Annotated in this window: 25 protein-coding genes; 16 read left to right on the plus strand and 9 right to left on the minus strand. The window is 60.4% G+C overall.

The annotated features are described in order from the left end of the window. Positions 1-101: 101 nt before the first annotated feature. The 3 genes from grxD to HU739_RS23290 all read right to left on the minus strand — a co-directional run bounded on the left by grxD (position 102) and on the right by HU739_RS23290 (position 3,071). Entirely contained in the window at positions 102-443 is a 342-nt protein-coding gene (gene grxD, locus HU739_RS23280; protein WP_186550026.1) for a Grx4 family monothiol glutaredoxin, read from the minus strand. A gap of 97 nt (positions 444-540) precedes the next feature. Continuing rightward, the gene (locus tag HU739_RS23285) at positions 541-2,646 is read right to left on the minus strand and encodes a molybdopterin oxidoreductase family protein (protein WP_186550024.1); all 2,106 of its coding nucleotides are present in this window, start codon (positions 2,644-2,646) and stop codon (positions 541-543) included. 134 nt (positions 2,647-2,780) lie between these two features. Further along, entirely contained in the window at positions 2,781-3,071 is a 291-nt protein-coding gene (locus HU739_RS23290) for a hypothetical protein (protein ID WP_186550022.1), read from the minus strand. Between the two features lie 403 nt (positions 3,072-3,474). Here HU739_RS23290 and argF point away from each other — a divergent pair, with 403 nt between their 5' ends. Next, the gene (gene argF / locus HU739_RS23295; protein WP_186550020.1) at positions 3,475-4,395 is read left to right on the plus strand and encodes an ornithine carbamoyltransferase; all 921 of its coding nucleotides are present in this window, start codon (positions 3,475-3,477) and stop codon (positions 4,393-4,395) included. Then, positions 4,392-5,501, plus strand: coding sequence for an ABC transporter ATP-binding protein (locus tag HU739_RS23300; RefSeq protein WP_186550018.1), 1,110 nt, complete (start codon positions 4,392-4,394; stop codon positions 5,499-5,501). Before argF ends, HU739_RS23300 begins: the two co-directional genes overlap by 4 nt. A gap of 117 nt (positions 5,502-5,618) precedes the next feature. Here the strand turns inward: HU739_RS23300 and HU739_RS23305 are convergent, their stop codons facing one another. Together HU739_RS23305 and ybaK are read right to left on the minus strand one after the other, a co-directional pair. Continuing rightward, a complete protein-coding gene (locus HU739_RS23305; RefSeq protein WP_186550016.1) occupies positions 5,619-6,401 on the minus strand; it encodes a PhzF family phenazine biosynthesis protein in 783 nt (260 codons plus the stop codon). 94 nt (positions 6,402-6,495) lie between these two features. Beyond that, positions 6,496-6,966, minus strand: coding sequence for a Cys-tRNA(Pro) deacylase (gene ybaK / locus HU739_RS23310; protein WP_186550014.1), 471 nt, complete (start codon positions 6,964-6,966; stop codon positions 6,496-6,498). 350 nt (positions 6,967-7,316) lie between these two features. Here ybaK and HU739_RS23315 point away from each other — a divergent pair, with 350 nt between their 5' ends. From HU739_RS23315 to glpD, 4 genes are all read left to right on the plus strand, one after another. Further along, positions 7,317-8,168: an MIP/aquaporin family protein gene (locus HU739_RS23315; protein ID WP_186550012.1), complete on the plus strand. Its 852-nt coding sequence runs from the start codon at positions 7,317-7,319 to the stop codon at positions 8,166-8,168. Positions 8,169-8,245: 77 nt separating this feature from the next. Then, positions 8,246-9,748: a glycerol kinase GlpK gene (glpK, locus tag HU739_RS23320; protein WP_186550010.1), complete on the plus strand. Its 1,503-nt coding sequence runs from the start codon at positions 8,246-8,248 to the stop codon at positions 9,746-9,748. Between the two features lie 95 nt (positions 9,749-9,843). Then, positions 9,844-10,599, plus strand: a complete 756-nt coding sequence (locus tag HU739_RS23325) for a DeoR/GlpR family transcriptional regulator (RefSeq protein ID WP_007953179.1) — start codon at positions 9,844-9,846, stop codon at positions 10,597-10,599. A gap of 325 nt (positions 10,600-10,924) precedes the next feature. After that, positions 10,925-12,460 (plus strand): glycerol-3-phosphate dehydrogenase, encoded by a 1,536-nt coding sequence (glpD, locus tag HU739_RS23330; RefSeq protein WP_186550008.1) that lies wholly within the window; start codon positions 10,925-10,927, stop codon positions 12,458-12,460. 141 nt (positions 12,461-12,601) lie between these two features. Here the strand turns inward: glpD and HU739_RS23335 are convergent, their stop codons facing one another. Further along, entirely contained in the window at positions 12,602-13,489 is an 888-nt protein-coding gene (locus HU739_RS23335) for a LysR family transcriptional regulator (protein WP_186550137.1), read from the minus strand. A 105-nt stretch (positions 13,490-13,594) separates the two neighbouring features. On the opposite strand from HU739_RS23335, the gene HU739_RS23340 reads away from it, so the two are divergent. The 9 genes from HU739_RS23340 (at position 13,595) to HU739_RS23380 (ending at position 22,678) form a co-directional block, all read left to right on the plus strand. Beyond that, positions 13,595-14,962 carry an MFS transporter gene (locus tag HU739_RS23340; protein WP_186550006.1) on the plus strand — a complete coding sequence of 456 codons (1,368 nt, stop codon included), beginning with the start codon at positions 13,595-13,597 and terminating at the stop codon, positions 14,960-14,962. Next, on the plus strand, positions 14,943-15,353 hold the full coding sequence (locus tag HU739_RS23345; RefSeq protein ID WP_186550004.1) for a DUF4440 domain-containing protein: 411 nt from the start codon (positions 14,943-14,945) through the stop codon (positions 15,351-15,353). The genes HU739_RS23340 and HU739_RS23345 overlap by 20 nt, the downstream gene beginning before the upstream one ends. Before the next feature lie 273 nt (positions 15,354-15,626). Beyond that, positions 15,627-16,541: a glutamate/aspartate ABC transporter substrate-binding protein gene (locus HU739_RS23350; protein WP_186550002.1), complete on the plus strand. Its 915-nt coding sequence runs from the start codon at positions 15,627-15,629 to the stop codon at positions 16,539-16,541. Between the two features lie 193 nt (positions 16,542-16,734). Further along, positions 16,735-17,481: an amino acid ABC transporter permease gene (locus tag HU739_RS23355; RefSeq protein ID WP_186550000.1), complete on the plus strand. Its 747-nt coding sequence runs from the start codon at positions 16,735-16,737 to the stop codon at positions 17,479-17,481. Next, positions 17,481-18,152 (plus strand): amino acid ABC transporter permease, encoded by a 672-nt coding sequence (locus tag HU739_RS23360; RefSeq protein WP_186549998.1) that lies wholly within the window; start codon positions 17,481-17,483, stop codon positions 18,150-18,152. Before HU739_RS23355 ends, HU739_RS23360 begins: the two co-directional genes overlap by 1 nt. Further along, a complete protein-coding gene (locus HU739_RS23365) occupies positions 18,149-18,883 on the plus strand; it encodes an amino acid ABC transporter ATP-binding protein (RefSeq protein WP_016773390.1) in 735 nt (244 codons plus the stop codon). Before HU739_RS23360 ends, HU739_RS23365 begins: the two co-directional genes overlap by 4 nt. A 218-nt stretch (positions 18,884-19,101) precedes the next feature. After that, positions 19,102-21,003, plus strand: coding sequence for a two-component sensor histidine kinase AauS (gene aauS / locus HU739_RS23370; protein ID WP_186549996.1), 1,902 nt, complete (start codon positions 19,102-19,104; stop codon positions 21,001-21,003). Further along, positions 21,000-22,328 carry a two-component response regulator AauR gene (gene aauR / locus HU739_RS23375; protein WP_186549994.1) on the plus strand — a complete coding sequence of 443 codons (1,329 nt, stop codon included), beginning with the start codon at positions 21,000-21,002 and terminating at the stop codon, positions 22,326-22,328. Before aauS ends, aauR begins: the two co-directional genes overlap by 4 nt. Before the next feature lie 20 nt (positions 22,329-22,348). Further along, on the plus strand, positions 22,349-22,678 hold the full coding sequence (locus HU739_RS23380; protein ID WP_186550135.1) for a GlpM family protein: 330 nt from the start codon (positions 22,349-22,351) through the stop codon (positions 22,676-22,678). Between the two features lie 123 nt (positions 22,679-22,801). On the opposite strand, the gene HU739_RS23385 is transcribed toward HU739_RS23380, so the two are convergent. Further along, positions 22,802-23,821: an alpha/beta fold hydrolase gene (locus HU739_RS23385; protein ID WP_186549991.1), complete on the minus strand. Its 1,020-nt coding sequence runs from the start codon at positions 23,819-23,821 to the stop codon at positions 22,802-22,804. Between the two features lie 207 nt (positions 23,822-24,028). Between HU739_RS23385 and metR the strand changes: the two genes are divergently transcribed. Beyond that, positions 24,029-24,946 carry a transcriptional regulator MetR gene (gene metR / locus HU739_RS23390; RefSeq protein WP_186549989.1) on the plus strand — a complete coding sequence of 306 codons (918 nt, stop codon included), beginning with the start codon at positions 24,029-24,031 and terminating at the stop codon, positions 24,944-24,946. 767 nt (positions 24,947-25,713) lie between these two features. On the opposite strand, the gene HU739_RS23395 is transcribed toward metR, so the two are convergent. After that, positions 25,714-26,211 (minus strand): GNAT family N-acetyltransferase, encoded by a 498-nt coding sequence (locus tag HU739_RS23395; protein WP_186549987.1) that lies wholly within the window; start codon positions 26,209-26,211, stop codon positions 25,714-25,716. A gap of 2 nt (positions 26,212-26,213) precedes the next feature. After that, a complete protein-coding gene (locus HU739_RS23400; protein WP_186549985.1) occupies positions 26,214-26,852 on the minus strand; it encodes a LysE family translocator in 639 nt (212 codons plus the stop codon). Between the last annotated feature and the right edge of the window lie 20 nt (positions 26,853-26,872).

A 26,872-nucleotide genomic window follows, 5' to 3' on the forward strand; every position in this document is an offset into this window, starting at 1 on the left:
CCCTGTAGGAGTGAGCCTGCTCGCGATAGCGTTCTGTCAGTTATTGAATATTGACTGACACACCGCTATCGCGAGCAGGCTCACTCCTACAGGGAGGCGAATCAGGCTTCGGACTTGTTCGTCGCAGCCGCTTCGACAGCTGCCTTGATGGTGCTTTGCAGCGAACCGTCAGCAGCCATCTCGGTCATGATGTCGCTGCCGCCGATCAGTTCACCGCCGACCCACAGTTGCGGGAAAGTCGGCCAGTTGGCGTACTTTGGCAGGTTGGCGCGGATTTCCGGGTTCTGCAGGATGTCCACGTAAGCGAACTTTTCGCCACAGGCCATCACAGCCTGTGCAGCTTTCGCGGAGAAGCCGCATTGCGGGGCATTCGGCGAGCCTTTCATGTAAAGCAGAATGGTGTTGTTGGCAATCTGCTCTTTAATCGTTTCGATGATATCCATGGAGCACCTCGGCTGAACTTTCCGACTCATGGGTCGGCACGGTGGCGCATTGTAACGGAATCCCGAGCGCCCTGCTCGGTCTCCCCGACAGACATCCTCAAGCCGCCGCCACCGTCACCGGCACGCCGTTCAATGCAGCGTTGCCCGACAGTTCGTCGAGCTGGCATTCATCGGTCAGGTCATTGGCACTCGACCCCGGCTGACTGCTGGCGATCGCCATCTGCACGCCTGGCCGTGCATGGCCCCAACCGTGCGGCAAGCTGACCACGCCTTTCATCATGTCGAGACTGGCGAGCACCTCCACTTCAATCTGCCCGACCCGCGAGCTCACCCGAACGCGCTGCCCATCGGCAAGCCCCCGGCTGGCCAGATCATCGGGGTGCATCAGCAACTGATGACGCGGCTTGCCCTTCACCAACCGGTGAAAGTTGTGCATCCAGGAATTGTTGCTGCGCACATGGCGGCGACCGATCATCAACAGCTCATCGGCTGCCGGCGCCTGCAATGCTGCAAAGCGTGCGAGGTCGGCGAGGATTTCCGGCGGTGCAGCCTGAACACGCTGATTCGGCGTTTTCAGGCGTGTGGCCAGATTCGGTTTCAGTGCGCCAAGGTCGATGCCGTGCGGATGATCGAACAGCGTCGCCAACGACAGTTTCTGTTCGGACGCATCGCCGTAGCGGCCCATGCGCAAACCCATGTCGATCATCTTCGCCGGCGGCGTTGTTGGCTTCAGTTCCTTGCCGGTCCGCTCGGCAAACGCCTTGGCCAGCCCGACGAAGATTTCCCAGTCGTGAAGCGCGCCTTCGGGTTTGACAAGGATCGCACGATTGAAACGCGTGACATTGCGCACCGCGAACAGATTGAACGTGGTGTCGTAGTGATCGTTCTCCAGCGCCGAGGTCGACGGCAGGATCAGATCGGCATAACGCGTGGTTTCGTTGATGTACAGATCGATGCTGACCATGAAGTCGAGGCCATCCAGCGCCTGCTCCAGTTGCCGACCGTTGGGCGTCGACAGCACCGGATTGCCGGCTACAGTGACCAGCGCACGAATCTGCCCGTCGCCGGCGGTGAGCATTTCTTCGGCCAGCGCCGACACCGGCAACTCGCCGCCGTACTCTGGCCGCCCCGATACACGGCTTTGCCACTTGTTGAAATGCCCGCCCGAGGTCGAGGCCACCAGATCCACCGCTGGCTCGGTGCAGAGGGCGCCGCCAACACGGTCGAGGTTGCCGGTGACCAGGTTGATCAACTGCACGACCCAATGGCACAGGGTGCCGAAGGCTTGGGTCGAGACGCCCATGCGTCCGTAGCAGACGGCCGTCGGCGCGGCAGCGAAATCCCGGGCCAGTTGGCGGATCTGCCCGGCAGGCACCGCGCACAGCGGGCTCATGGCCTCGGCGGTGAATGACGCCACGGCGCTGCGCACATCGTCCAGCCCATCGACCGGCAAGTGACTGTCGCGGGCCAGCCCTTCGCTGAACAGCGTGTTGAGCATCCCGAACAACAGCGCTGCATCGCCACCGGGGCGAACAAACACGTGCTGATCAGCCATCGCTGCAGTTTCACTACGGCGCGGATCGACCACTACCACTTTGCCGCCGCGCGCCTGAATCGCCTTGAGACGTTTCTCTACGTCCGGCACGGTCATGATGCTGCCGTTGGAAGCCAGAGGATTGCCGCCGAGGATCAGCATGAAATCGGTGTGGTCGATGTCCGGAATCGGCAGCAACAGGCCATGGCCGTACATCAAATAGCTGCTTAAGTGGTGCGGCAATTGATCGACCGAAGTCGCCGAGTAACGATTGCGCGTCTTCAACAGGCCAAGGAAATAGTTGCTGTGGGTCATCAGCCCATAGTTGTGCACACTCGGGTTGCCCTGATAGACCGCCACCGCGTTTTGTCCATGACGCTCTTGAATCGCCGCCAGTTTCTCTGCCACCAGCGCAAACGCTTCGTCCCATTCGATCGGCAACCACTCGCTTCCGACCCGGCGCATGGGCTGGCGCAGGCGGTCCGGATCATTCTGGATGTCTTGCAGGGCCACGGCCTTTGGGCAGATGTGGCCACGGCTGAAGGTGTCGAGGGCATCGCCCTTGATCGAGGTGATCGCGACGTTGCCATCGGTTTCTGTGGTTTCGATGGTCAGCCCGCAAATGGCTTCGCACAGGTGACACGCACGGTGATGAAGAGTCTTGGTCATGGCCAGTCTCTGTCTTGTTCTGGGCGGGCAATCGCACCCGCGGGAACAAAACTATGGCCCGTGCGCGGATCCCGCGCCAGCGACGTTCGTCTTGTGAATCGACGGCTATCAGGTGCACCGATAAACCGGCGCGATCAGTTGGGCGGCAACTGGGGTGGCGCGGCCAGCTGGATTTCCTGAATGGTTTCGATCTGCTCGTGGGCGACGTGTACGCCGGTGAGTTCGCCGATCAACCGCCAATGCTCATCAAGCCCGGCGCTGATCGTCGCCATGCGGTCGATCATGTGCCGCCCGGCCGACTTGACCACTTCATCTTCACTGCGCAGCAACTCGAACGACATCGAGGTGACCGACGCGGTGAGATGGGTCAGAGAGCGAGCCGTATGGCCCAGCAGTTCCATTAACAGTTGTTCTTTCGATTCCATGCGGAGGCTTCCTGCGTCGCTCGAAAGTCATTTATAACCCAGCACTTTGCTTTAGCAAATGTTTCAATCTGAACATCCGACCAAGCGAATACACGGCGCCGTGGCCGTAAACCGACCAAGGCCACACCGTCGCCGCCGCGGCGCATTGCCAAGCCCGGCGGGGCCAGTGTACAAAGAGGCTCGCTGCTTTACTGAATCCGGCTTCATTTGCGCAAGTGCCACGGCACTGCGCCCTGCGAATCCTGCAAACACCGTAGCCTATTGGCGTAACGCGACATTTAGTGTCAATATCGCGCCTTCCCCTATTTCGTCGCCCCGTGCGGCTTACGCCGCAGGTCTCGCCCGTTGTTCCGTTAAACAAGGCTTTGAGCATCTGCGGTTTGTAGCAAAAAGGTAGTCAATGATGAGCGCAAGGCACTTTCTCTCCCTGATGGATTGCACGCCCGAAGAGCTGGTCAGCGTGATCCGTCGAGGCGTTGAGCTCAAGGACCTGCGTAACCGCGGCGTACTGTTCGAGCCTCTGAAAAACCGCGTGCTGGGGATGATCTTCGAAAAATCCTCGACCCGTACCCGGATCTCCTTCGAGGCCGGCATGATCCAGCTCGGCGGCCAGGCGATCTTCCTGTCCCCGCGCGACACCCAACTGGGCCGTGGCGAGCCGATCAGCGACTGTGCCATCGTCATGTCGAGCATGCTCGATGCGGTGATGATCCGCACCTTCGCCCACAGCACCCTGACCGAATTCGCGGCCAACTCGCGCGTGCCGGTGATCAACGGACTGTCCGACGACCTGCACCCGTGCCAGTTGCTGGCCGACATGCAGACCTTCCTTGAACACCGTGGCTCGATTCAGGGCAAGACCGTGGCGTGGATCGGTGACGGCAACAACATGTGCAACAGCTATATAGAAGCGGCGATCCAGTTCGACTTCCAGTTACGCGTTGCCTGTCCTGAAGGCTACGAGCCCAACCCCGAGTTCGTCGCCAGGGCCGGCGATCGCGTGAGCATCGTCCGTGACCCGCAAGACGCGGTGCGCGGTGCGCATCTGGTTAGCACCGATGTCTGGACTTCGATGGGCCAGGAAGAGGAAACTGCCAAACGCCTCAAGCTGTTCGCGCCGTTCCAGGTCAACCGTGCGCTACTCGACCTCGCTGCCGAGGACGTGCTGTTCATGCATTGCCTGCCGGCGCACCGCGGCGAAGAAATCAGCCTCGACCTGCTCGATGACCCGCGCTCCGTCGCCTGGGATCAGGCAGAAAACCGTCTCCACGCACAGAAGGCCCTGCTCGAGTTCCTCGTCGAACCGGCATATCACCACGCATGAGCCATGAATTACTGCTGAACCTGCGCAACCTCGCTTGCGGCTATCAAGATCAACGTGTGGTGCAGAACCTCAATCTGCACCTCAACGCCGGTGACATCGGTTGCCTGCTCGGTTCGTCCGGCTGCGGCAAAACCACCACCCTGCGCGCCATCGCCGGTTTCGAACCGGTGCACGAAGGTGAGATCACCCTCGGCGGCGAGACGCTGTCCAGCGCCGGGTTTACCCTGGCGCCGGAGAAGCGTCGCATCGGCATGGTGTTTCAGGACTACGCGCTGTTCCCGCACCTGAGTGTCGCGGACAACATTGCCTTCGGTATCCGCAAGCATCCCGACAAGACGCGCGTCACAGAAGAGCTGCTCGAACTGGTCAACCTGAAAAACCTTGGCAAACGCTTCCCGCACGAATTGTCCGGCGGCCAGCAACAGCGCGTCGCCCTCGCCCGTGCTCTGGCGCCAGAACCGCAACTGCTGCTGCTCGACGAGCCGTTTTCCAACCTCGATGGCGAACTGCGACGCAAGCTCAGCCATGAAGTGCGCGACATTCTCAAGTCCCGGGGCACCAGTGCGATCTTGGTCACCCACGATCAAGAAGAAGCCTTCGCCGTCAGCGATCACGTTGGCGTGTTCAAGGAAGGTCGGCTGGAGCAATGGGACACGCCGTACAACCTCTACCACGAACCGGCGACGCCTTATGTCGCCAGTTTCATCGGCCAGGGCTATTTCATTCGCGGCCAGCTCGCCAGCCCGGAATCGGTGCAGACGGAACTGGGTGAACTGCGCGGCAATCGCGCTTACACCTGGCCGATTGGCGGTGCGGTGGATGTGCTGTTGCGTCCGGATGACATCGTTTATGCACCGGACAGTGCCTTGAAAGCGCAGATTGTCGGCAAGACGTTCCTCGGTGCGGCAACGTTGTATCGCCTGCAATTGCCGACCGGGGCACAGCTGGAATCGATCTTCCCGAGCCATGCCGATCATCTGGTCGGGGCTGAGGTGGGGATTCGTGTAGCGGCTGATCATCTGGTGCTGTTCCAGGCCTCCGGCAGCACCGCGGCGCAGATTCCGGTGGTTGAGAACGGCGTGCGCCGGTTCAGCACCAGCCTCTGATCAAACACCATACCCCTGTAGGAGTGAGCCTGCTCGCGATAGCGGTCTATCAGTCGCCGAAGATGTTGACCGATAAACCGCTATCGCGAGCAGGCTCACTCCTACAATGGATGGCGGTCAACTCAGGTGAAGGGTGCCGCTGGCCACCAGCGTCGCATTCCCGCCGATCTTCACCCGCTCACCCTCCAGCCGACAGAATAACTCCCCGCCCCGCGCCGAGCGCTGGCATGCGGTCAGGTTCGACTTGCCCAGCCGTTTGGCCCAATACGGAATCAGGCTGCAGTGGGTCGACCCGGTCACCGGGTCTTCATCGATGCCGATGGCCGGGGCGAAATAGCGCGAGACGAAGTCGTGCTGATTCCCGCGCGCGGTGACGATCGCGCCCAGCCACGGCAGTTTCGCCAGCGCCGCCATGTCCGGCTTGCAATCGAGCACGGCCTGCTCCGAGTCCAGCACCACGAACAATTCGTTGGAACCGAGTACGTCAACCGCCTCCACGCCGAGCGCCCGCTCAACGTCCAGCGTCACGCCGATCTCCGAAGGCACGATCGTCGGGAAATCCAGCCACAGCCGATCGCCTTCGCGGCTGACACTCAACGGGCCGGACTTGCAGGTGAAGTCGATGCGCTCGGCGCTTTCCTTATAGATGTCGAACAGCACAAATGCGCTGGCCAACGTGGCGTGCCCACACAACGGTACTTCAGTGGTCGGGGTAAACCAGCGGATATGCCAGGCTTGGCCCTCACGCACCAGAAACGCCGTTTCCGCGAGGTTGTGTTCGGCGGCGATCTTCTGCATCAACTCATCCGCCAGCCATGCCTCGAGCCGATAAACCATCGCCGGATTGCCGCTGAACGGCCGATCGCTGAACGCGTCGACCTGATGAAACGCAAGCTGCATGACTTTCTCCCTGAGTGAGTTGGCGCAAGCTTGCAGCGACTGCGACCTCAGCGCCAGTGACAGAACCGGCGAATTTTCTGCATACAGCGCGAGGCTATGCGCGGCCGATGTCGGCAAATATCGCCTGGGTGTGTTGCGCAAGTATCGCAGGCGCCAGTTCGACTTCCAGTCCGCGTCGACCGGCGCTGACATAAATAGTCGCAAACGCCTGGGCCGAGGTATCGATGAAGGTGCGCAGGCGTTTCTTCTGCCCCAGCGGACTGATACCGCCCAACAGATAACCGGTGGAACGCTGCGCCGCAGCCGGATCGGCCATTTCAGCTTTTTTCACTCCGGCGGCATGCGCCAGCCCTTTGAGGTCGAGCGTTCCGACGACCGGCACCACCGCCACCAGCAACTCACCTTTTTCGCTGGACGCCAGCAGGGTCTTGAACACCTGGGCCGGCGCAAGCGCCAGTTTCTCCGCGGCCTCGAGCCCGTAGGACGCGGCCTTCGGATCATGTTCGTAACTGTGCACGCGATGTTCGGCACGAACTTTTTTCAACAAGTCCAACGCTGGGGTCATGGCAGCTCCGGGTCCGGCAATCAGAGAAAAACCTGCGGTCGATTCTAGAGCATCACTTGGCAAAAGGCTCTATCTCCGGCCGCGATTGCCGTGGCCTGTAGACATATTCGGGCGCGCCTCTGCGCTGATCATTCACCCAGCGAATAGTTTTATTGTGACCGACAGTTCACTTTCGACCTTTGACAGGTTTGTTTCTTGTCTATATTTTTTCGAATCTGAATAATGCAAGAATCAGCGACATCGCAGCACCCAGCAGTAAACCGGGAAAAGAATGGGGATTCCAACCCGGTGAAAATCGCGCCCTGCCCTGACGGCAAGGCGCCAGACAACAACAAAAACCGAGGTTTTCAATGACAACTGCTTTACCGCAACCATCGCTTTCGGGCCAATGCATGGCCGAGTTTCTGGGGACTGCATTACTGATCTTTTTCGGCACTGGTTGTGTCGCCGCGCTCAAAGTCGCAGGCGCGAGCTTCGGCCTGTGGGAAATCAGCATCATCTGGGGCGTCGGCGTGAGCATGGCGATCTACCTCACCGCCGGGGTTTCCGGCGCGCATCTGAACCCTGCCGTGAGCATCGCCCTGGCAATCTTCGCTGACTTTGAAAAGCGCAAACTGCCGTTCTACATTCTTTCGCAAATCGCCGGCGCCTTCTGCGGCGCGCTGTTGGTGTACACGCTGTACAGCAACCTGTTCTTCGATTTCGAACAGACTCACCAAATGGTTCGCGGCTCGGCCGCCAGCCTGGAACTGGCCTCGGTGTTTTCGACCTACCCCAATCCGGTGCTGTCGACGGCCCAGGCGTTTCTGGTCGAGATGATCATCACCGCGATCCTGATGGGCGTGATCATGGCCCTGACCGATGACAACAACGGTCTGCCGCGAGGCCCGATGGCGCCGCTGCTGATCGGTTTGCTGATTGCCGTGATCGGCAGTTCGATGGGTCCGCTGACCGGTTTCGCGATGAACCCGGCCCGGGATTTCGGTCCCAAGCTGATGACTTTCTTCACCGGTTGGGGTGAAATTTCCTTCACTGGCGGCCGCGATATTCCGTACTTCCTGATTCCGATTTTTGCACCGATTGTCGGTGCCTGCCTCGGCGCCGCCGGGTATCGCGGGCTGATCGCCCGCCACCTGACCTGCGCCACACCTGCTACAAAGGATGCAGAACCGGCCATTGACGGCAAACCAAGAACTTCTTGAAACAGTCGGCGCCGGCTCCTGCCCGACAGAGCCTGCGCCCCGGCCCACTCTCCCTTATTTCGTCCAAGGCAATCGACATGACCGACATTCAGAACAAGAACTACATCATTGCCCTCGACCAGGGTACGACCAGCTCCCGCGCGATCATTTTCGACCGCGATGCGAATGTGGTCTGCACCGCGCAGCGCGAGTTCGTCCAGCATTACCCGCAGGCTGGCTGGGTCGAACACGACCCGATGGAAATCTTCGCCACCCAGAGCGCAGTGATGGTCGAAGCACTGGCTCAGGCCGGCCTGCATCATGATCAGGTCGCTGCCATCGGTATCACCAACCAGCGCGAAACCACCGTGGTGTGGGACAAGACCACCGGTCGCCCGGTGTACAACGCCATCGTCTGGCAGTGCCGCCGCAGCACCGAGATCTGCCAGCAGCTCAAGCGCGATGGCCACGAAGACTACATCCGCGACACTACCGGTCTGGTCACCGACCCGTACTTCTCCGGCACCAAGCTGAAGTGGATCCTCGACAACGTCGAAGGCAGCCGCGAACGCGCGCGCAACGGCGAACTGTTGTTCGGCACCGTCGACAGCTGGCTGATCTGGAAATTTACCGGCGGCAGGGTACACGTCACCGACTACACCAACGCCTCGCGCACCATGCTCTTCAACATCCATTCGCTGGAATGGGATTCGAAGATGCTGGAGATCCTCGACATTCCTCGCGAAATGCTCCCGGAGGTCAAAGCCTCCTCGGAAATCTACGGGCGCACCAAGAGCGGCATCGCCATCGGCGGTATCGCCGGCGACCAGCAAGCGGCGCTGTTCGGGCAGATGTGCGTCGAGCCGGGCCAGGCGAAAAACACCTATGGCACTGGCTGCTTCCTGCTGATGAACACCGGCGACAAGGCAGTGAAATCGCAGCACGGCATGCTCACCACCATCGCCTGCGGTCCGCGTGGCGAAGTGGCGTATGCGCTGGAAGGTGCGGTGTTCAACGGCGGTTCGACCGTGCAGTGGCTGCGCGATGAACTGAAGATCATCAATGACGCCCACGACACCGAGTACTTCGCCAACAAGGTCAAGGACAGCAACGGTGTGTACCTGGTGCCGGCGTTCACAGGTCTGGGCGCCCCGTATTGGGACCCGTATGCCCGTGGCGCGCTGTTCGGCCTGACCCGCGGCGTGCGCGTCGACCACATCATCCGCGCTGCGCTGGAATCGATCGCCTACCAGACCCGCGATGTGCTCGACGCCATGCAGCAGGACTCCGGCGAACGCCTCAAGGCTCTGCGCGTGGACGGCGGCGCGGTCGCCAACAACTTCCTCATGCAGTTCCAGGCTGACATCCTCGGCACCCAGGTCGAACGCCCGCAAATGCGCGAAACCACCGCACTCGGCGCCGCATACCTGGCCGGTCTGGCCTGCGGTTTCTGGGGCAGCCTGGAAGAACTGCGCGGCAAAGCGGTGATCGAGCGCGAGTTCGAACCGAGCCTGGACGAAGTCGAGAAAGAGAAACTCTACAAAGGCTGGAAAAAAGCCGTCAGCCGCACCCGTGACTGGGCGCGTGAGGACGCTGAATAAGCCAGGCTTGAGTAACAGATAGGCATCTAACTGGTCGGGAGCGGATTCCTGCGGCATCATGGGCAAATTTTGCACGGCAGCCCAAAGGAAGCCCCATGAATCTGCCTCCCCGTCAGCAGCAAATCCTCGAGCTGGTCCGCGAACGCGGCTATGTGAGCATCGAGGAAATGGCCACGCTGTTCGTAGTCACCCCGCAAACCATTCGTCGCGACATCAATCAGCTCGCCGAAGCCAATCTGCTGCGCCGTTACCACGGTGGCGCCGCCTATGATTCCAGCGTCGAAAACACCGCCTATGCGATGCGCGCCGACCAGATGCGCGATGAAAAGCAACGCATCGGTGAAGCGATCGCCGCGCAGATCCCCGATCACGCCTCGCTGTTCATCAACATCGGCACCACCACCGAATCGATTGCCCGCGCCCTGCTCAATCACAGCCACCTGAAAATCATCACCAACAACCTGCACGTCGCCTCGATGCTCAGCGCCAAGGATGACTTCGACGTGCTGCTGACCGGTGGCAACGTGCGCCGTGACGGCGGTGTTGTCGGCCAGGCCAGTGTCGATTTCATCAATCAGTTCAAAGTTGATTTCGCGCTCGTCGGCATCAGCGGGATCGATGAGGACGGCAGCCTGCTCGACTTCGATTATCAGGAAGTGCGGGTGAGCCAAGCGATCATCGCCAATGCGCGCCAGGTGATTCTAGCGGCGGATTCGAGCAAGTTCGGCCGTAACGCGATGATCCGACTGGGGCCGATCAGCCTGATCGATTGCCTGGTGACCGATCAGCAACCGGTGCCGGCATTGGCGCAGTTGTTGAGCCAGCACAAGATTCGTCTGGAAGTCGTTTAACCCTCTCGAGCGCGACTCCCTTGTGGCGAGGGAGCTTGCTCCCGCCGGGCTGCGAAGCGGCCCCCTGCGAAATCCAACCGTTAATCCATGCACACCGTGCTTGCTGGATTTACGACGGCTGCGCCGCCGAGCGGGAGCAAGCTCCCTCGCCACAACCGTATTCTCCCGCTTGAATGTTCGAAAATTTTCCTTTCCCTGTCCTTCGATGAGTTTTTTCAATCGAAGTCGACTGGCTGCGCGCGTCTTTATGGGCTACCATTTTCGCAAATGAACATTCATGTTCGATTTCAAATATCGAAAACCAAAAAGAACCCGAGGCCAGCCGATGTCCACCTCTACCTTGCGTACGCCCCCTCTCTCCGAGATCTATGACGTTGCCGTAATCGGCGGCGGGATCAATGGCGTGGGGATCGCAGCGGATGCCGCCGGTCGCGGTCTTTCGGTGTTCCTTTGCGAAAAGGACGATCTCGCCAGCCACACTTCGTCGGCCAGCAGCAAGCTGATCCACGGTGGCCTGCGCTATCTCGAACATTATGAATTCCGTCTGGTGCGTGAGGCGCTGGCCGAACGTGAAGTGCTGCTGGCCAAGGCACCGCACATCGTCAAGCCGATGCGCTTCGTGCTGCCGCACCGCCCGCACCTGCGTCCGGCGTGGATGATTCGTGCCGGCCTGTTTCTCTATGACAACCTCGGCAAACGGGAAAAGCTGCCGGGTTCGAAAAGCCTGAAATTCGGCGCCGATAGCGCGCTGAAAAGTGAAATCAAGAAAGGCTTCGAATATTCCGACTGCTGGGTCGATGACGCCCGCCTCGTGGTGCTCAACGCCATGGCCGCCCGAGAAAAAGGCGCCCACGTGCACACCCAGACCCGCTGCGTCAGCGCCCGTCGCGCCAAAGGCCTGTGGCATCTGCATCTGGAGCGCGCCGACGGCAGCCTGTTTTCGATTACCGCCAAAGCGCTGGTCAACGCCGCCGGCCCGTGGGTAGCCAAATTCATCCGTGACGACCTGAAGATGGAATCGCCGTACGGCATTCGTCTGATTCAGGGCAGCCACATCATCGTGCCGAAACTGTACGAAGGTGAGCATGCGCACATTCTGCAAAACGAAGACCAGCGCATCGTTTTCACCATTCCGTACCTGAACCACTTCACCCTGATTGGCACCACCGACCGCGAATACACCGGCGATCCGGCCAAAGTCGCGATCACCGAAGGGGAAACCGATTACCTGCTGAAAGTGGTCAACGCCCACTTCAAGCAGCAGCTCAGCCGCGATGACATCCGGCACAGCTACTCGGGCGTGCGTCCACTGTGCAACGACGAATCCGACAACCCTTCGGCGGTCACTCGCGATTACACCCTGGCGTTGTCTGGCGGCGGCGAAGAAGCGCCCCTGCTGTCGGTGTTCGGCGGCAAGCTGACCACCTACCGCAAACTCGCCGAATCAGCGATGGCGCAGTTGATGCCGTTCTTCACCCAGATGCGCCCGAGCTGGACGGCCACCGCCACCCTGCCCGGCGGCGAAGACATGACCACACCGCAAGCCTTGAGCGCGCTGATTCGCGACAAGTTCGATTTTGTCCCGACAGAAATCGCCCGGCGCTGGGCCGTCACCTACGGCAGCCGCACCTGGCGCATGCTTGAAGGCGTGGAAACCCTGGCCGACATGGGTGAGCACATCGGCGGCGGGCTCTATACCCGCGAGGTCGATTACCTGTGCAGCGAAGAGTGGGCGACCACTGCGCACGACATTCTCTGGCGTCGCACCAAGCTCGGGTTGTTCACCACGGCAGATGAGCAGCAGAAGCTGGCGTCGTATCTGGGCAAGGTTGAGCAGAATCGGAAGATCGAGGCGGCTTGATCCTCATCCAGCGCTAAAACGAAAGCCCCTGAATTGTGAAATTCAGGGGCTTTTTGGTATGTGGATTTCGGGCGAGCGGATTGGATCAGTGGGATTGTTCTCCCTCACCCAGTCAGGGTGAGGGGCTTTTTCTGGATGAACTCACCGCCCCAGATGCGCCATCAGAAAATCAATGAACACCCGCGATTTGCGCGGCAGATGCGGCGTATCAGGAAACACCAGACTGATCGGCTGTGAAGGCAGCGAGTATTCAGGCAGTACGCGCAGCAGACGCCCGCTGGCGATATCGCTCTCGACCATCCATACCGGCAACACCGACACCCCCAGCGAGGACAAGGTCATTGAACGAATTGCCGTCGAGGAGTTCGACTCGAAATGCCGGCTGCCGTTGACCTCAATCCCCTCCCCCAGACCATCACGTAACACCCACTGCGCCGGCGCCTGCAGGTTGCTGTTGGCAATCCACGGCAGGGCATTCAGATCCTGCGGTTCTCGCAGCGGATGGCGAGCCAGAAACTTTTCGGTAGCCACCAGCACGATCTCATAGTCCGCCAGCTTCCGGCTCTTGAAAGACGAGTCTGCCAGACTGCCCAGGCGAATCACCAGGTCCAGCCGTTCTCCAAGCAGATCATTGAGCGAAGAGTTGAAGTCGTAGCACAGGCGAATGTCTGGATAGCGCTCGGTGAACAGCGGAATCAACGGCAGGATGAATCGCTCGCCGTACTCACTGGTTGAACTGATCCGCAACGTTCCCGATACCCGGCTTGCACCGTGCATTACCCTGTCAAAAGCTGTGTCGATATCGGCGACGATAATTTTGAATTCGTTGTAAAAGCTTTGCCCGGCCTCGGTCAGGGACACAACACGACTGTTACGCATCAGCAGGGTCGTCGACAACGCCGCTTCCAGCGCCTTGATGTGCAGGCTGACCATGGCCCGGCTGAGGTTCAGATGGCTCGCAGCCTTGGTGAATGAACCCAGTTCGACAATCGCCAGAAACGTCTGGACCCGATTCAAGTGCGTGTGCAGGGCGCCCTGAGTCACGGTTAAATCCCTTCAAACATTGTGTTCAGCCCCATTGCATCGACGGCCGGAGTCTAGCGCCCCTATGCTCGACGACAAAGGGGAAACAGCATGAGTTACCGCTACAAAGTCGCGTCGGTGTATCTGCTCGGCTTCTTCATCGACTGCATCAATATCTTCATGTCGGCCGTGGCGTTGCCCAGTCTGTCGGCAACCTTGCACGCCAACAGCTCAGCGGTGGCGTGGGTAGGCAATGCCTACATTCTCGGCCTTACGCTGATCGTTCCTGTGAGTACATGGCTGGCCGCACGCTTCGGCAACCGGGAAATCCTGACCGCGTCGATGCTGGTGTTCAGCGGCTCGGTCTGGATGTGCGGGCAGGCCGACAGTTTCCATGAACTGGTGCTCTGGCGCTTCGTCCAGGGCATCGGTGGCGGCTTGTTGATTCCGGTCGGACAGGCGCTGACGTTCAATCTTTTCCAGGGCGAGCAACGGGCGAAGATATCCACGCTGGTGATGGCCGTCGCACTGCTCGCACCGGCCATTTCACCCACCGTGGGCGGCATCATCGTCGACAGCAGTTCATGGCGTTGGGTGTTCTACAGCAACATTCCGTTTTCGCTGATTGCCGCCGGGTTGTCCTGGTTCTGGATCAGGGAACGCAAACCCGCCGAGCTTCGGCGCCCCGACATCAAAGGTCTGGTGTTCGTCAGCGCAGCACTCGCCAGCCTGCTGATGGGTATGTCGCTGTACGGCGGCGACTATCCGCCGTTGGCAGCGCTGGTTTTTGTCATCGCGGGCCTGCTGCTCATCGCCCTGTATGTGTTGCACTACCGCCGTTGCAACAACGCGATTGTCGAGTTGAGCTTGCTCAGAAGTAAAAAACTCAGCACCTCGATTCTCGTCTATTACGCGATTCCGGGCGTGTTCACCGGGGTCAATCTGATGAGTATTTTCTTTTTACAGGACACCCTGCACTTCAGCGCCAGGCTGACCGGGATGTTCATGATTATCTACGCCATCGGTGCGTTCATCGCGATGACCCTTTGCGGCAGGGTCTACAACCGGGTCGGCGCCAAGCGCCTGTTCATTCTCGGCATGTTGTTGCACAGCGCTGGCATCGCCACGTTGGTGCTGGTCAATGCACCCGGTGATCTGTGGATCATCGTCCTTGCCTACAGCCTGATGGGCATCGGTGGCGGCATCGGTGCCAATACCGCGCAGACCACCTCATTGATGGACTTCGCCGGCGGCGATACGCACAAGGCCAGTGTCATCTGGAACATCAATCGCCAGATGTCTTTCAGCCTCGGCGCCGCGCTGTTTCTGATGATTTTCAATGTGCTGCTCAAGCAGTTCGACACCACGCAGGCCTACCACGCGACCTTCGCGGTTGCGGCGCTGGTCGGGCTGCTGCCGCTGTTTCAGATGCGCCAATTGAAACCTGAAAGGAGTGCCCATGAGCAACGATCTGGCTGAACAAGCCATACACAGTATTCACTACGTCCACGAACTGATTCATCGCGTATTCACCGATGCCGACGGCACTGGTGCCGCAAGCATCGAGCCGTTGATGCAGGCATTTGCCGAGGACTTCAGCATGGTTGGCATCTCGGCGATTCCGTTGAACCGGTCCGAGGTCGAGCAACTGTTCAGGGGAGCTGTGGGCGCCAAGGCAGGGCTTGATATCGACATCAGCGATTTGCATACGGTCTGGCAGCAGGACGAGACACTGGCTCTGAGCTACGTAGAAACCCAGCGGTTAAACGGGACTGAACACTCACGCGTGTCGGTGGCAATCCTGAGGGCGCAGGCAGACGGGGTGAAGTGGCTGTATTTGCACGAAGCGCCTTTGAACCGCGATCGCTGAGACTGCGCGTTACAGCTCATTCGGTTTTCCGAACGCGACTCTCCGGTCGATTCGGTTAACCGGATCAGTTCCGCCTAAAATCACCGCCACAAAACTTTAATAACGTTAAAAATCAACGTATTGACCATTATCGACTGGTCTGGCACGACTTCTGCTCTACACTCTCTCGACGAATGCCTGCTGTGCCAACACTTCAGGAGCCGTCAGGCATTCGAAGCACAAAAAGGGCCGACAAACTGGCTCCATAAAAAAAACAATGTCGAGGAAAATTTGATGCGCATCGTTCCCCATATCCTGGGCGCAGCCATTGCTGCCGCTCTGATCAGCACGCCAGTTTTCGCCGCCGAGCTCACCGGCACCCTGAAGAAGATCAAAGAGTCCGGTGTCATCACCCTGGGCCACCGTGACGCCTCCATTCCGTTCTCCTACATCGCCGACGCTTCCGGCAAGCCGGTCGGCTACTCCCACGATATCCAGCTGGCCATCGTCGAAGCGATCAAGAAAGACCTCGACCTGCCCAACCTGCAAGTCAAATACAACCTGGTGACTTCGCAAACCCGGATCCCGCTGGTGCAGAACGGCACCGTGGACGTCGAGTGCGGTTCGACCACCAACAACGTCGAGCGTCAGCAGCAGGTCGACTTCTCCGTCGGCATCTTCGAAATCGGTACCCGTCTGCTCTCCAAGAAAGACTCCAAGTACAAGGATTTCGACGATCTGAAAGGCAAGAACGTCGTGACCACCGCCGGCACCACCTCCGAGCGCATCCTCAAGGCGATGAACGCCGACAAGCAGATGGGCATGAACGTCATCTCCGCCAAAGACCACGGCGAGTCCTTCCAGATGCTGGAATCGGGCCGTGCCGTGGCGTTCATGATGGACGACGCGCTGCTCGCCGGCGAAGCGGCCAAGGCCAAGAAAGCCGCCGATTGGGAAGTCACTGGCACCGCGCAGTCGTACGAAATCTACGGCTGCATGATGCGCAAGGGCGACGCCCCGTTCAAAAAGGCTGTGGATGACGCCATCGTCGCCACCTACAAGTCGGGCGAAATCAACAAGATCTACGAGAAGTGGTTCATGCAGCCGATTCCGCCAAAAGGCCTGAACCTGAACTTCCCGATGAGCGACGAGCTCAAGACCCTGATCGCCAACCCGACCGACAAAGCGGCTGACGACAAGAAGTCCTGATTTCTGACTAACCTTATCCCCTGAGGAGGCGCCTGCCTTTTCAGGGGATGGCCACTCCCTGCTGGCACTTTTTTGGAAACACTCGAACCGGTGGCTGTCGAGCCGATCGCGTGTGCCTGATGTTCACATCAGGCGGGAACGGAGTTTCCCCAGGCGGGCACTTGTACATCGATCGAATCGAGGGGAGACCCTAATGAATTACAACTGGGACTGGGGCGTGTTCTTCAAGTCCACCGGCGTGGGCAGCGAGACTTATCTCGACTGGTTCGTCTCCGGGCTGGGCTGGACCATCGCCATCGCCATCGTCGCGTGGATCATCGCCCTGCTGCTGGGCTCGATACTGGGCGTGATGCGCACCGTACCGAACCGCATCGTGTCGGGCATCGCGACCTGCTACGTCGAACTGTTCCGTAACGTGCCACTGCTGGTTCAGCTGTTTATCTGGTACTTCCTGGTGCCCGATCTGCTGCCGGCGGATATGCAGGAGTGGTACAAACAGGACCTGAACCCGACTACCTCGGCCTACCTGAGCGTCGTCGTGTGCCTTGGCCTGTTCACTGCCGCGCGTGTTTGCGAGCAAGTGCGCACCGGTATCCAGGCGCTGCCCCGCGGCCAGGAATCGGCCGCCCGCGCCATGGGTTTCAAGCTGCCGCAAATCTACTGGAACGTGCTGCTGCCCCAGGCCTACCGGATCATCATTCCACCGCTTACCTCGGAATTTTTGAACGTGTTCAAGAACTCCTCCGTGGCGTCCTTGATCGGCCTGATGGAGCTACTGGCGCAAACCAAACAGACCGCCGAGTTCTCGGCCAACCTGTTTGAAGCGTTCACCCTGGCGACCCTGATCTACTTCACCCTCAACATGAGCCTGATGTTGCTGATGCGCATGGTCGAGAAGAAAGTCGCCGTGCCCGGCCTGATCTCCGTGGGGGGTAAATAATGGAATTCGATTTCAGCGGCATCGTCCCGGCCATTCCCGGTTTGTGGAACGGCATGGTGATGACCCTCAAGCTGATGGCCATGGGCGTGGTCGGCGGGATCATTCTCGGCACCATTCTCGCGCTGATGCGTCTGTCGCACAGCAAACTGCTGTCGAGCATCGCGGGCGCCTACGTCAACTATTTCCGTTCGATCCCGCTGCTGCTGGTGATCACCTGGTTCTATCTGGCGGTGCCGTTCGTGCTGCGCTGGATCACCGGCGAAGACACGCCGATTGGTGCGTTCACCTCATGCATCGTGGCGTTCATGATGTTCGAAGCGGCGTACTTCTGCGAAATCGTCCGTGCCGGCGTGCAGTCGATCCCCAAAGGTCAGATGGGCGCGGCGCAAGCGCTGGGCATGACTTACGGGCAGATGATGCGCCTGATCATCCTGCCGCAGGCGTTCCGCAAAATGACCCCGCTGTTGCTGCAGCAGAGCATCATTCTGTTCCAGGATACTTCGCTGGTTTACACCGTAGGCCTGGTTGACTTCCTCAATGCCTCCCGCGCCAGCGGCGACATCATCGGCCGCTCCAACGAGTTCCTGATTATCGCCGGTCTTGTGTACTTCATTATCAGCTTCGCCGCCTCGCGGCTGGTCAAGCAACTGCAAAAAAGGTTCGCCGTATGATCTCTATCAAAAATATCAACAAGTGGTATGGGGACTTCCAGGTGCTGACTGATTGCAGCACCGAGGTCAAAAAAGGCGAAGTGATCGTGGTCTGCGGCCCGTCGGGTTCCGGCAAGTCGACGCTGATCAAATGCGTCAACGCGCTGGAGCCGTTTCAGAAGGGTGACGTCGTGGTTGACGGCACCTCGATTGCCGACCCGAAGACCAACCTGCCGAAACTGCGCTCGCGGGTGGGCATGGTGTTCCAGCATTTCGAACTGTTCCCGCACCTGACCATCACCGAAAACCTGACCATCGCGCAGATCAAGGTGTTGGGCCGCAGCAAGGAAGAGGCGACCAAAAAAGGCCTGCAACTGCTTGAGCGCGTCGGCCTGTCGGCGCACGCCCACAAGCATCCGGGGCAACTGTCCGGCGGTCAGCAACAGCGTGTGGCGATTGCCCGTGCGCTGGCGATGGACCCGATCGTCATGCTGTTCGACGAACCGACCTCGGCGCTCGACCCAGAAATGGTCAACGAAGTGCTCGACGTCATGGTGCAGCTGGCCCATGAAGGCATGACCATGATGTGCGTGACCCACGAAATGGGCTTCGCCCGTAAAGTGGCGGACCGGGTGATTTTCATGGACCAGGGCAAGATCATCGAAGACTGCCCGAAAGAGGAATTCTTCGGCGACATCAGCGCCCGCTCCGAACGCGCGCAGCACTTCCTCGAGAAAATCTTGCAGCACTAAAAAACCACGCAGAACCCTGTGGTGTGGCGAGCTTCTGTGGCGAGGGGATTTATCCCCGTTGGGCTGCGAAGCGGCCCTGGCATTTCAAAGTCAAACCGCATCTAGCGGTTCGACGACTGCTTCGCAGCCGAACGGGGATAAATCCCCTCGCCACAGGGTTCACCTCAAAGCAACGGTGATGCACAAACAAGTGTTGTGGTTGACCCAAGGCATCTGTGATGAAATGCGACCCCACCCTCTATCGCGCTGCAAAGCCATCACTTGCCGTGAAACCCCGTCTGATTCGCCATCTGTTCCTGCCGCCGCTGGTCATCGCCCTGATGATTGGCCTGGGGTTTATCGGCTTCTGGACCAGTGAGCACTTCGGCATCCGCAGCCTCGGCGAGAACGGCCAGCGTCAGTTGGAGTTGCACGCCCGTGCGGTCGAAAGCGAAATCAGCAAGTACACCTACCTGCCCAGCCTGCTGGAACTCGAAACGAGTGTGCCGCAGTTGCTGGCCGACCCGACCCCGGAACACCGGCAAACGGTCAACGATTACCTTGAGGGCCTGAACCGCCGCAGCCGCAGCCGGGCCATTTATGTGATGGACACCACCGGCCGCGTCATGGCCACCAGCAACTGGCGCGATGTCGACAGTTACCTGGGTGAGGACCTGTCCTTCCGCGCCTATTTCAAGGACGCCGTGCGCGGCCAGCCCGGGCGTTTCTACGGCATCGGCAGCACCAACGGCGAACCCGGTTACTACTTGGCCCATGGCTTGGAAGAGCACGGCAAGATCATCGGCGTCGCGGTGGTCAAGGTGCGCCTGGAAGCCATGGAAGAACGCTGGCAGCGCGCGCGTCTGGAAGCTTTTGTCAGTGACGAAAACGGCATCATCATTCTTTCCAGCGATCCGGCCCGGCGGCTGAAATCGGTGGTCCCGCTGAGCGACGAGGTCAAGGAAAAACTCGCCCGCAGCCTGCAGTACTACTGGTTCCCGCTCAACGAGCTGCAACCGCTGGCCCGCGAGACCTTGTCCGAAGGCGTGGAAAAACTCACCTTCCCGGCCAACAGCGAAGTGGCGTCCGACGAAGATGACATCAGTTACCTGGCGCAGACCCGGCCGCTGAGCGACACGCCGTGGAATTTCACCCTGCTCACGCCGCTGCAAGACCTACGCCGCGAGGCGATCAATCAAGGCATTCTGGTGGCGGTCGCGTTCGCCCTGTTCGCCTTCCTGCTGATCGCCTGGAACGAGCGGCGCAAGGTCCTCGCCACCCGCCTCGCCGCCCGCGAAGCCTTGCAGGAAGTCAACAGCCAGCTGGAGCGACGGATTACCGAACGCACTGCCGATCTGCGTGCCAGCAACGAACGGCTCAAGAGCCAGATCCGCGAACGCCGCCAGGCCGAAGAAACCTTGCGCCGCGCCCAGGATGAACTGGTGCAGGCCGGCAAACTCGCCGCGATCGGCCAGATGTCCACCAGCATTGCCCATGAATTGAACCAGCCACTGGCGGCGATGCGCACGCTGTCAGGCAATACCGTGCGCTTTCTTGAGCGCGGCCAACTCGATGTCGCCAGCACCAACCTCAAGACCATCAACGACCTGATCGACCGCATGGGCCGGATCACCGCCAGCCTGCGCTCCTTTGCCCGGCGCGGCGATAACAAGGGCCAGGCCAGCCTCGGCAAAGCCGTCGACGCCGCGCTGCAAGTGCTCGGCGCGCGTCTGGAAACCTCGGCGCTGCAAGTGCACCGGCAGTTCAGCGACGTGCAATTGCAGATCGACCAGACCCGTCTCGAACAGATTCTGCTCAACCTGATCGGCAACGCCCTCGATGCCATGCAGGCCCAGGCGCAGCCGCAACTGTGGCTCGAAGGCGAAGAATTCAACGGCAAATATCGCCTGCGCGTACGCGACAACGGTCACGGCATCGACGCCGAGGCGCGCAAACATTTGTTCGAACCGTTTTTCACCACCAAGCCCGGCGAGCAAGGCCTGGGCCTGGGCCTGACGCTTTCCGCCAGCCTCGCCGCCGCCACCGGCGGCCATCTGGGTGTCGAACACCCGGCCAGCGGTGGCACCACCTTCGTCCTCAGTTTACCGTTGGTAAGCCCTACACCTGCCGAGCCAATATGAACCACGAACTCAGTGTGCTGATTGTCGAAGACGACCCCCATGTGCTGCTCGGTTGCCAGCAGGCGCTGACCCTGGAAGATATTCCCTGCATCGGCGTGGGCAGTGCCGAAGAAGCGCTGGAGCAGGTCGGCGATAATTTCGCCGGCATCGTCATCAGCGATATCCGCCTGCCGGGCATCGATGGCCTGGAACTGCTGACCCGCCTCAAGCAACGCGACCGCAGCCTGCCGGTGGTGCTGATCACCGGCCATGGCGACATCTCCATGGCGGTCGGCGCGATGCAGAAAGGCGCTTACGATTTCATGGAAAAACCGTTCTCGCCAGAGCGACTGGTGGATGTCGCCCGGCGTGCCCTCGAGCAACGCAGCCTCGCCCGCGAAGTCTCGTCGTTGCGGCGGCAACTGGCCGAACGCGATTCTCTGGAAGGACGGATCATCGGCCGCTCGCCGGCGATGCAGAACCTGCGCGAACTGATCGCCAACGTCGCCGATACCTCGGCCAACGTGTTGATCGAGGGCGAGACCGGCACCGGCAAGGAACTGGTCGCCCGCTGCCTGCACGACTTCAGCCGCCGTCACGGAAAACAGTTCGTCGCGCTGAACTGCGGCGGCCTGCCGGAAAACCTCTTTGAAAGTGAAATCTTCGGCCACGAAGCGAACGCCTTCACCGGTGCCGGCAAGCGCCGTATCGGCAAGATCGAGCACGCCGACGGCGGCACGCTGTTCCTCGACGAGGTGGAAAGCATGCCGCTGCCGTTGCAGATCAAACTGCTGCGCGTGTTGCAGGAGCGCACCCTCGAACGCCTCGGTTCAAACCAGAGCGTGGCGGTGGATTGCCGGGTGATTGCGGCGACCAAATCCGACCTCGACGAAGCCAGCAAAGCGGGGGCCTTTCGCAGCGACCTGTATTACCGCCTCAACGTGGTGACGCTGGAATTGCCGCCCCTGCGCGAACGCCGCGAAGACATCCTGCAACTGTTCGAACACTTCACCCAGCAATCGGCCCTGCGCTTCGACCGCGCATTGCCGGAGCTGGACAATCAGACCCTGTCGCACCTGATGAGCCACGACTGGCCCGGCAACGTGCGCGAACTGCGCAACGTCGCCGAGCGCTTCGCCCTGGGTCTGCCGGCCTTCAAGAAGTCCGGCGCCGGCAGCGGCGGTCAAGGCCTGGCGTTCGCCGAAGCGGTGGAGGCATTCGAGCGCAACCTGCTCAGCGACGCCCTGCAACGCAGCGGCGGCAACCTGACCCAGGCCAGCCTGGAACTGGGCATGGCCAAGACTACGCTGTTCGACAAAGTGAAAAAATACGGCCTGAGCCATTAAGCGAGAACGACGTGGACCTGATATTCAAAGCCCTGCTGGGCGCCGCCGTGGTGGTGATGATCGCGGCGCTGTCGAAGACCAAAAACTATTACATCGCAGGTTTGGTGCCGCTGTTTCCGACCTTTGCGCTGATTGCCCATTACATCGTTGGCAAGGGCCGCTCGATCGATGATCTGAAAACCACGATCGTGTTTGGGATGTGGTCGATTATTCCGTACTTCGTCTATCTGGCCACGCTGTATGTGATGGTTGACCGGATGCGGTTGGAGGCGTCGCTCGCGGTGGCGGCGGTCGCGTGGTTGATGGCGGCGACTGTTTTGGTGACCGTTTGGGTGCGTATTCACAGCTAAGGTCAGTGTTGGCGACCATGATGGCCCCTTCGCGAGCAGGCTCGCTCCCACATTTGCAATGCATTCCCCTGTGGGAGCGAGCCTGCTCGCGAAGGGGCCGAACGATCACCGCAAAACTTTCAGTTAAAGCAAGTTCCCCTTTTCCACCGGCTCGACCCGCGCCCAGTGCGAAGTGTCCTCACGGTGCGCCTGAAGATATGGCAACACCGCCGCCAGCAGCGGTTCCTTGAATGCCTCCTGAAACCGATGGGCCAGCCCCGGAATCAGTTTTAACTGGCTGCCCCGGATATGCGCCGCCAGGTGCACACCGTGCATCACTGGCAGCAACGGATCGGCCGTGCCATGCACCACCAGCGTCGGCACGCGCAGTTGATTGAGCAACGCCACTCGACTTGGCTCGGCGAGAATCGCCATGATCTGCCGCTTGACGCCCTCAGGGTTGAACGCGCGGTCATAGGAAGCCGCGGCCTGTTGCAATAACGCTTGCCGATCATCCGTCACCGCCGGGCTGCCGAGTGCCGCGAGCAGATCAGCCTGTTGTTCCAGCGCCACCTGACGGTTCGGTGCGCCGCGCCGCGACAACAGCTGCACCAACGCCGCATTCGGTGCCGGCAAGCCAGCGGCCCCGGAAGTGGTCATCAGCAGCGTCAGGCTTTCGACCCGTTGCGGCGCCATTGCCGCCATGTGCTGGGCGATCATTCCGCCCATGCTCGCGCCCAGCACATGAAAGCGCTCGACCTGCAGCGCGCTCATCAACCCCAATGCATCGTCGGCCATGTCCGTCAGGCTGTAGGGCGCCGAAACCGGCAGGCCGAGTTTGTAGCGCAACACTTCAAACGTCAGATTGGCCTCGACCGGAGGTTGGCGCCAGGTCGACAGGCCGACATCGCGGTTGTCATAACGGATGACCCGAAAACCTGACTGACACAACGCCACAACCACTTCGTCCGGCCAGTGAATCAACTGACCGCCAAGCCCCATGACCAGCAATAACGCCGGATCCGAGGCACGGCCGATGCTCTGATAGGCGATGCTCACCGCCGGCAGGTCGACCCGCTCGGTCGGTACGTTGACATCACAACGCGAAGCCGCCAACGACGGCAGGCCGACCAACAGCGCGGCCAGAAAGAACAATACACGCATGAAAAAACACCAAAACGCAGAACCCCAGTAGAGCGCGAGTCTGATGATATTTGTGCGAGCGCGCTGCCACAGTTGCGTGACAGTTTGATGAACAGCGCCGAGCGGTCACTGGCCCGGAGACTACGTTGCGCCATCGACAGCCGGTTAAACATGAGACAAACTCAACATCTTTAATTTGATCACGAGTTCTACTCATGGAGACCTGCGGTGCTTGAGATCCGTCACCTGAAAACCCTGCACGCCCTGCGCGAAGCCGACAGTCTGGTCGACGCCGCCGACCGCCTGCACCTGACCCAGTCGGCGCTCTCCCACCAGTTCAAGGAACTGGAAGAGCGCCTGGGCATGGCGTTGTTCGTGCGCAAGACCAAACCGGTGCGTTTCACCAGCGCCGGCCTGCGCCTGCTGCAACTGGCTGACGCCACCCTGCCGCTGTTGCGTGCCGCCGAGCGCGACATCAGCCGACTGGCCGGAGGGACCGCCGGGCGTCTGCACATGGCCATCGAATGCCACAGCTGCTTTCAGTGGCTGATGCCCACCATCGATCAGTTTCGTGACGCGTGGCCGGAAGTCGAACTCGACCTGGCCTCGGGTTTTTCCTTCGCACCGCTGCCAGCCCTGGCCCGTGGCGATCTGGACCTGGTGGTGACCTCCGATCCGCTGGACATCGCCGGCATTACCTACGTGCCGCTGTTCACTTACGAAGCCATGCTGGCAGTGGCCAACCAACATGCGCTGGCGAGCAAGCCGTACATCGTGCCCGACGATCTGCTGACGGAAACGCTGATTACTTATCCGGTGGAACGCGACCGCCTGGACATCTTCACCCGGTTCCTCGAACCTGCCGACATCGAGCCGGCGCAGGTGCGCACCTCGGAGCTGACGGTGATGATGATGCAGCTGGTCGCCAGCGGCCGCGGCGTCTGCGGCATGCCGCACTGGGCGTTACACGAATACAGCTCGCGCGGTTACGTGAAGGCCAAGCGCCTGGGCGAGAAAGGATTGTTCGCGACGCTGTACGCAGCGATCCGCACGGACATGCTGGACGCCCCATACATGCGCGACTTCCTGCTGACCGCCAAGGACACCTCGTTCTCAACACTCGATGGCGTCAGCGCCGTGCGCTGAAACCGCTGCGCAGAACATCCCCTGTAGGAGCGAGCCTGCTCGCGATAGCCATCTGTCAGTCAATAGTGATGTGTCTGAACGACCGCTATCGCGAGCAGGCTCACTCCTACAGGGGGGCTGCTTTTCGACTGGAGAAATGCGGTCAAATTGTGGGAGCGGGCTTGCCCGCGAAAGCGCTGGATCAGTCAACATTTTCGCTGACTGACACGACGCTATCGCGAGCAGGCTCACTCCTACAGGGGGCTGCGTTTCGACTGGAGAAATGCGGTCAAGCCTGTGGGAGCGGGCTTGCTCGCGAAAGCGCTGGATCAGTCAACATTTTCGCTGACTGACACGACGCTATCGCGAGCAGGCTCACTACAGAGGGGCTGCGTTTCGACTGGAGAAATGCGGTCAAAACTGTGGGAGCGGGCTTGCTCGCGAATGCAGTGGGTCAGGCAGCATCTGCGGCGGCTGGCAGGGCCCCTTCGCGAGCAGGCTCGCTCCTACAGAGGGGCTGCGTTTCGACTGGAGAAATGCGGTCAAAACTGTGGGAGCGGGCTTGCTCGCGAAAGCGGTGGGTCAGGCAACATTTGCGGCGGCTGGCAGGGCCCCTTCGCGAGCAGGCTCGCTCCTACAGGGGGGCTGCGTTTGGGCTGGAGAAATGCGGTCAACCTGTGGGAGCGAGCCTGCTCGCGAAAGCGGTGAATCAGGCAACATCTGTGGCGGCTGACACGGCCCCTTCGCGAGCAGGCTTGCTCCCACAAGGGAACAAGAGCAGCGCTGTGTCAGAGCTGGCGCCACATGTGGATTTTGTCGAAGTAATCCTCGCCTACCCGCACCGCCAGCGGTTCCAGGCCGAACTGGATGAAGCCGCAGCGTTGGTACAGCTTGAAGGCGACATCGTTGCCGGCGGTGACAGTGAGCTGGACAACTTTCAGCCCGCCATGGTTTTGTGCTTCGCGCAGTGCGGCCTGTACCAATTGGTAACCCAGGCCGCTTTGGCGAAAGTCAGTCGAGACATACATGCCGAACAAAGTAACTTTATGGCGGGCCTTTTCCCTGGGTTCGAGCGCGAGGCCGACAATGCCGGCCAGCGTGCCGCCGTCAAAGGCGCCGAGCAGCACATCGAGTTTGCTGGTCAAGCGCCCTTCCCACCAGCTCAGCGGCATCACCGCACGCTCACGCACGCTGGAAGTGAACGCCTGCGGGTGGCGGTCATAGGCTTCAAGCATGCGTTCGCGATACGCCAGGGCATGGCTGGCATCGAGCCGCTCGATCCACATGTTCAGGCCGTCCTGCGCTGTTCGAGCATCAGCCGTACGGCCAGACCGCCGAGCACGAACCCCATGAAATAACGCTGCATCGCCAGCCACGTCGGGTTACGCACGAACCATGAGGCAATGCCCGCCGCAAACAGCGCGATCAGCAGGTTGACGGTAAAACTGACGCTGATCTGCGTCAGCCCCAGAACAACGCTCTGGACGAACACCGAGCCGTGTTCAGGGCTGATGAACTGCGGAAACACCGACAGATAGAACACGGCGATTTTCGGGTTCAGCGCACTGGTGAGAAAGCCCATGGTGATCAGTTTGCGTGACGAGTCCGGCGGCAGTTGTTGCGCCTCGAACGGCGAACGCGCCCCGGGTTTGACTGCTTGCCAAGCCAGCCACAGCAGGTACAGCGCCCCCGCCCACTTCAGCACTTCATAGGCCATCGGCACGGCGAGGAACACCGCCGTCAACCCGGCCGCGGCGGCGAACATATGCACAAAGAATCCGCCAACCACGCCAAGCAATGAAGTCACCCCGGCCCGGCGGCCCTGACAAATCGAGCGCGAGATCAGATAAATCATGTTCGGCCCCGGCGTCAGTACCATCAGCAACGCGGCAGCGGCGAAAATCAGCAGGTCTGGAAGCGGGATCATGGCAAAGTCCTTTGCGTGAA

The organism is Pseudomonas hamedanensis (assembly GCF_014268595.2).
Lineage (GTDB): Bacteria > Pseudomonadota > Gammaproteobacteria > Pseudomonadales > Pseudomonadaceae > Aquipseudomonas > Aquipseudomonas hamedanensis.

Excerpts from the sequence above, each read along its gene's own strand:
- grxD (WP_186550026.1), bottom strand. The coding sequence starts at position 443 with ATGGATATCATCGAAACGATTAAAGAGCAGATTGCCAACAACACCATT.
- HU739_RS23285 (WP_186550024.1), bottom strand. The coding sequence starts at position 2,646 with ATGACCAAGACTCTTCATCACCGTGCGTGTCACCTGTGCGAAGCCATT.
- HU739_RS23290 (WP_186550022.1), bottom strand. The coding sequence starts at position 3,071 with ATGGAATCGAAAGAACAACTGTTAATGGAACTGCTGGGCCATACGGCT.
- argF (WP_186550020.1), top strand. The coding sequence starts at position 3,475 with ATGAGCGCAAGGCACTTTCTCTCCCTGATGGATTGCACGCCCGAAGAG.
- HU739_RS23300 (WP_186550018.1), top strand. The coding sequence starts at position 4,392 with ATGAGCCATGAATTACTGCTGAACCTGCGCAACCTCGCTTGCGGCTAT.
- HU739_RS23305 (WP_186550016.1), bottom strand. The coding sequence starts at position 6,401 with ATGCAGCTTGCGTTTCATCAGGTCGACGCGTTCAGCGATCGGCCGTTC.
- ybaK (WP_186550014.1), bottom strand. The coding sequence starts at position 6,966 with ATGACCCCAGCGTTGGACTTGTTGAAAAAAGTTCGTGCCGAACATCGC.
- HU739_RS23315 (WP_186550012.1), top strand. The coding sequence starts at position 7,317 with ATGACAACTGCTTTACCGCAACCATCGCTTTCGGGCCAATGCATGGCC.
- glpK (WP_186550010.1), top strand. The coding sequence starts at position 8,246 with ATGACCGACATTCAGAACAAGAACTACATCATTGCCCTCGACCAGGGT.
- HU739_RS23325 (WP_007953179.1), top strand. The coding sequence starts at position 9,844 with ATGAATCTGCCTCCCCGTCAGCAGCAAATCCTCGAGCTGGTCCGCGAA.
- glpD (WP_186550008.1), top strand. The coding sequence starts at position 10,925 with ATGTCCACCTCTACCTTGCGTACGCCCCCTCTCTCCGAGATCTATGAC.
- HU739_RS23340 (WP_186550006.1), top strand. The coding sequence starts at position 13,595 with ATGAGTTACCGCTACAAAGTCGCGTCGGTGTATCTGCTCGGCTTCTTC.
- HU739_RS23345 (WP_186550004.1), top strand. The coding sequence starts at position 14,943 with ATGAGCAACGATCTGGCTGAACAAGCCATACACAGTATTCACTACGTC.
- HU739_RS23350 (WP_186550002.1), top strand. The coding sequence starts at position 15,627 with ATGCGCATCGTTCCCCATATCCTGGGCGCAGCCATTGCTGCCGCTCTG.
- HU739_RS23355 (WP_186550000.1), top strand. The coding sequence starts at position 16,735 with ATGAATTACAACTGGGACTGGGGCGTGTTCTTCAAGTCCACCGGCGTG.
- HU739_RS23360 (WP_186549998.1), top strand. The coding sequence starts at position 17,481 with ATGGAATTCGATTTCAGCGGCATCGTCCCGGCCATTCCCGGTTTGTGG.
- HU739_RS23365 (WP_016773390.1), top strand. The coding sequence starts at position 18,149 with ATGATCTCTATCAAAAATATCAACAAGTGGTATGGGGACTTCCAGGTG.
- aauS (WP_186549996.1), top strand. The coding sequence starts at position 19,102 with ATGAAATGCGACCCCACCCTCTATCGCGCTGCAAAGCCATCACTTGCC.
- aauR (WP_186549994.1), top strand. The coding sequence starts at position 21,000 with ATGAACCACGAACTCAGTGTGCTGATTGTCGAAGACGACCCCCATGTG.
- HU739_RS23385 (WP_186549991.1), bottom strand. The coding sequence starts at position 23,821 with ATGCGTGTATTGTTCTTTCTGGCCGCGCTGTTGGTCGGCCTGCCGTCG.
- HU739_RS23395 (WP_186549987.1), bottom strand. The coding sequence starts at position 26,211 with ATGTGGATCGAGCGGCTCGATGCCAGCCATGCCCTGGCGTATCGCGAA.
- HU739_RS23400 (WP_186549985.1), bottom strand. The coding sequence starts at position 26,852 with ATGATCCCGCTTCCAGACCTGCTGATTTTCGCCGCTGCCGCGTTGCTG.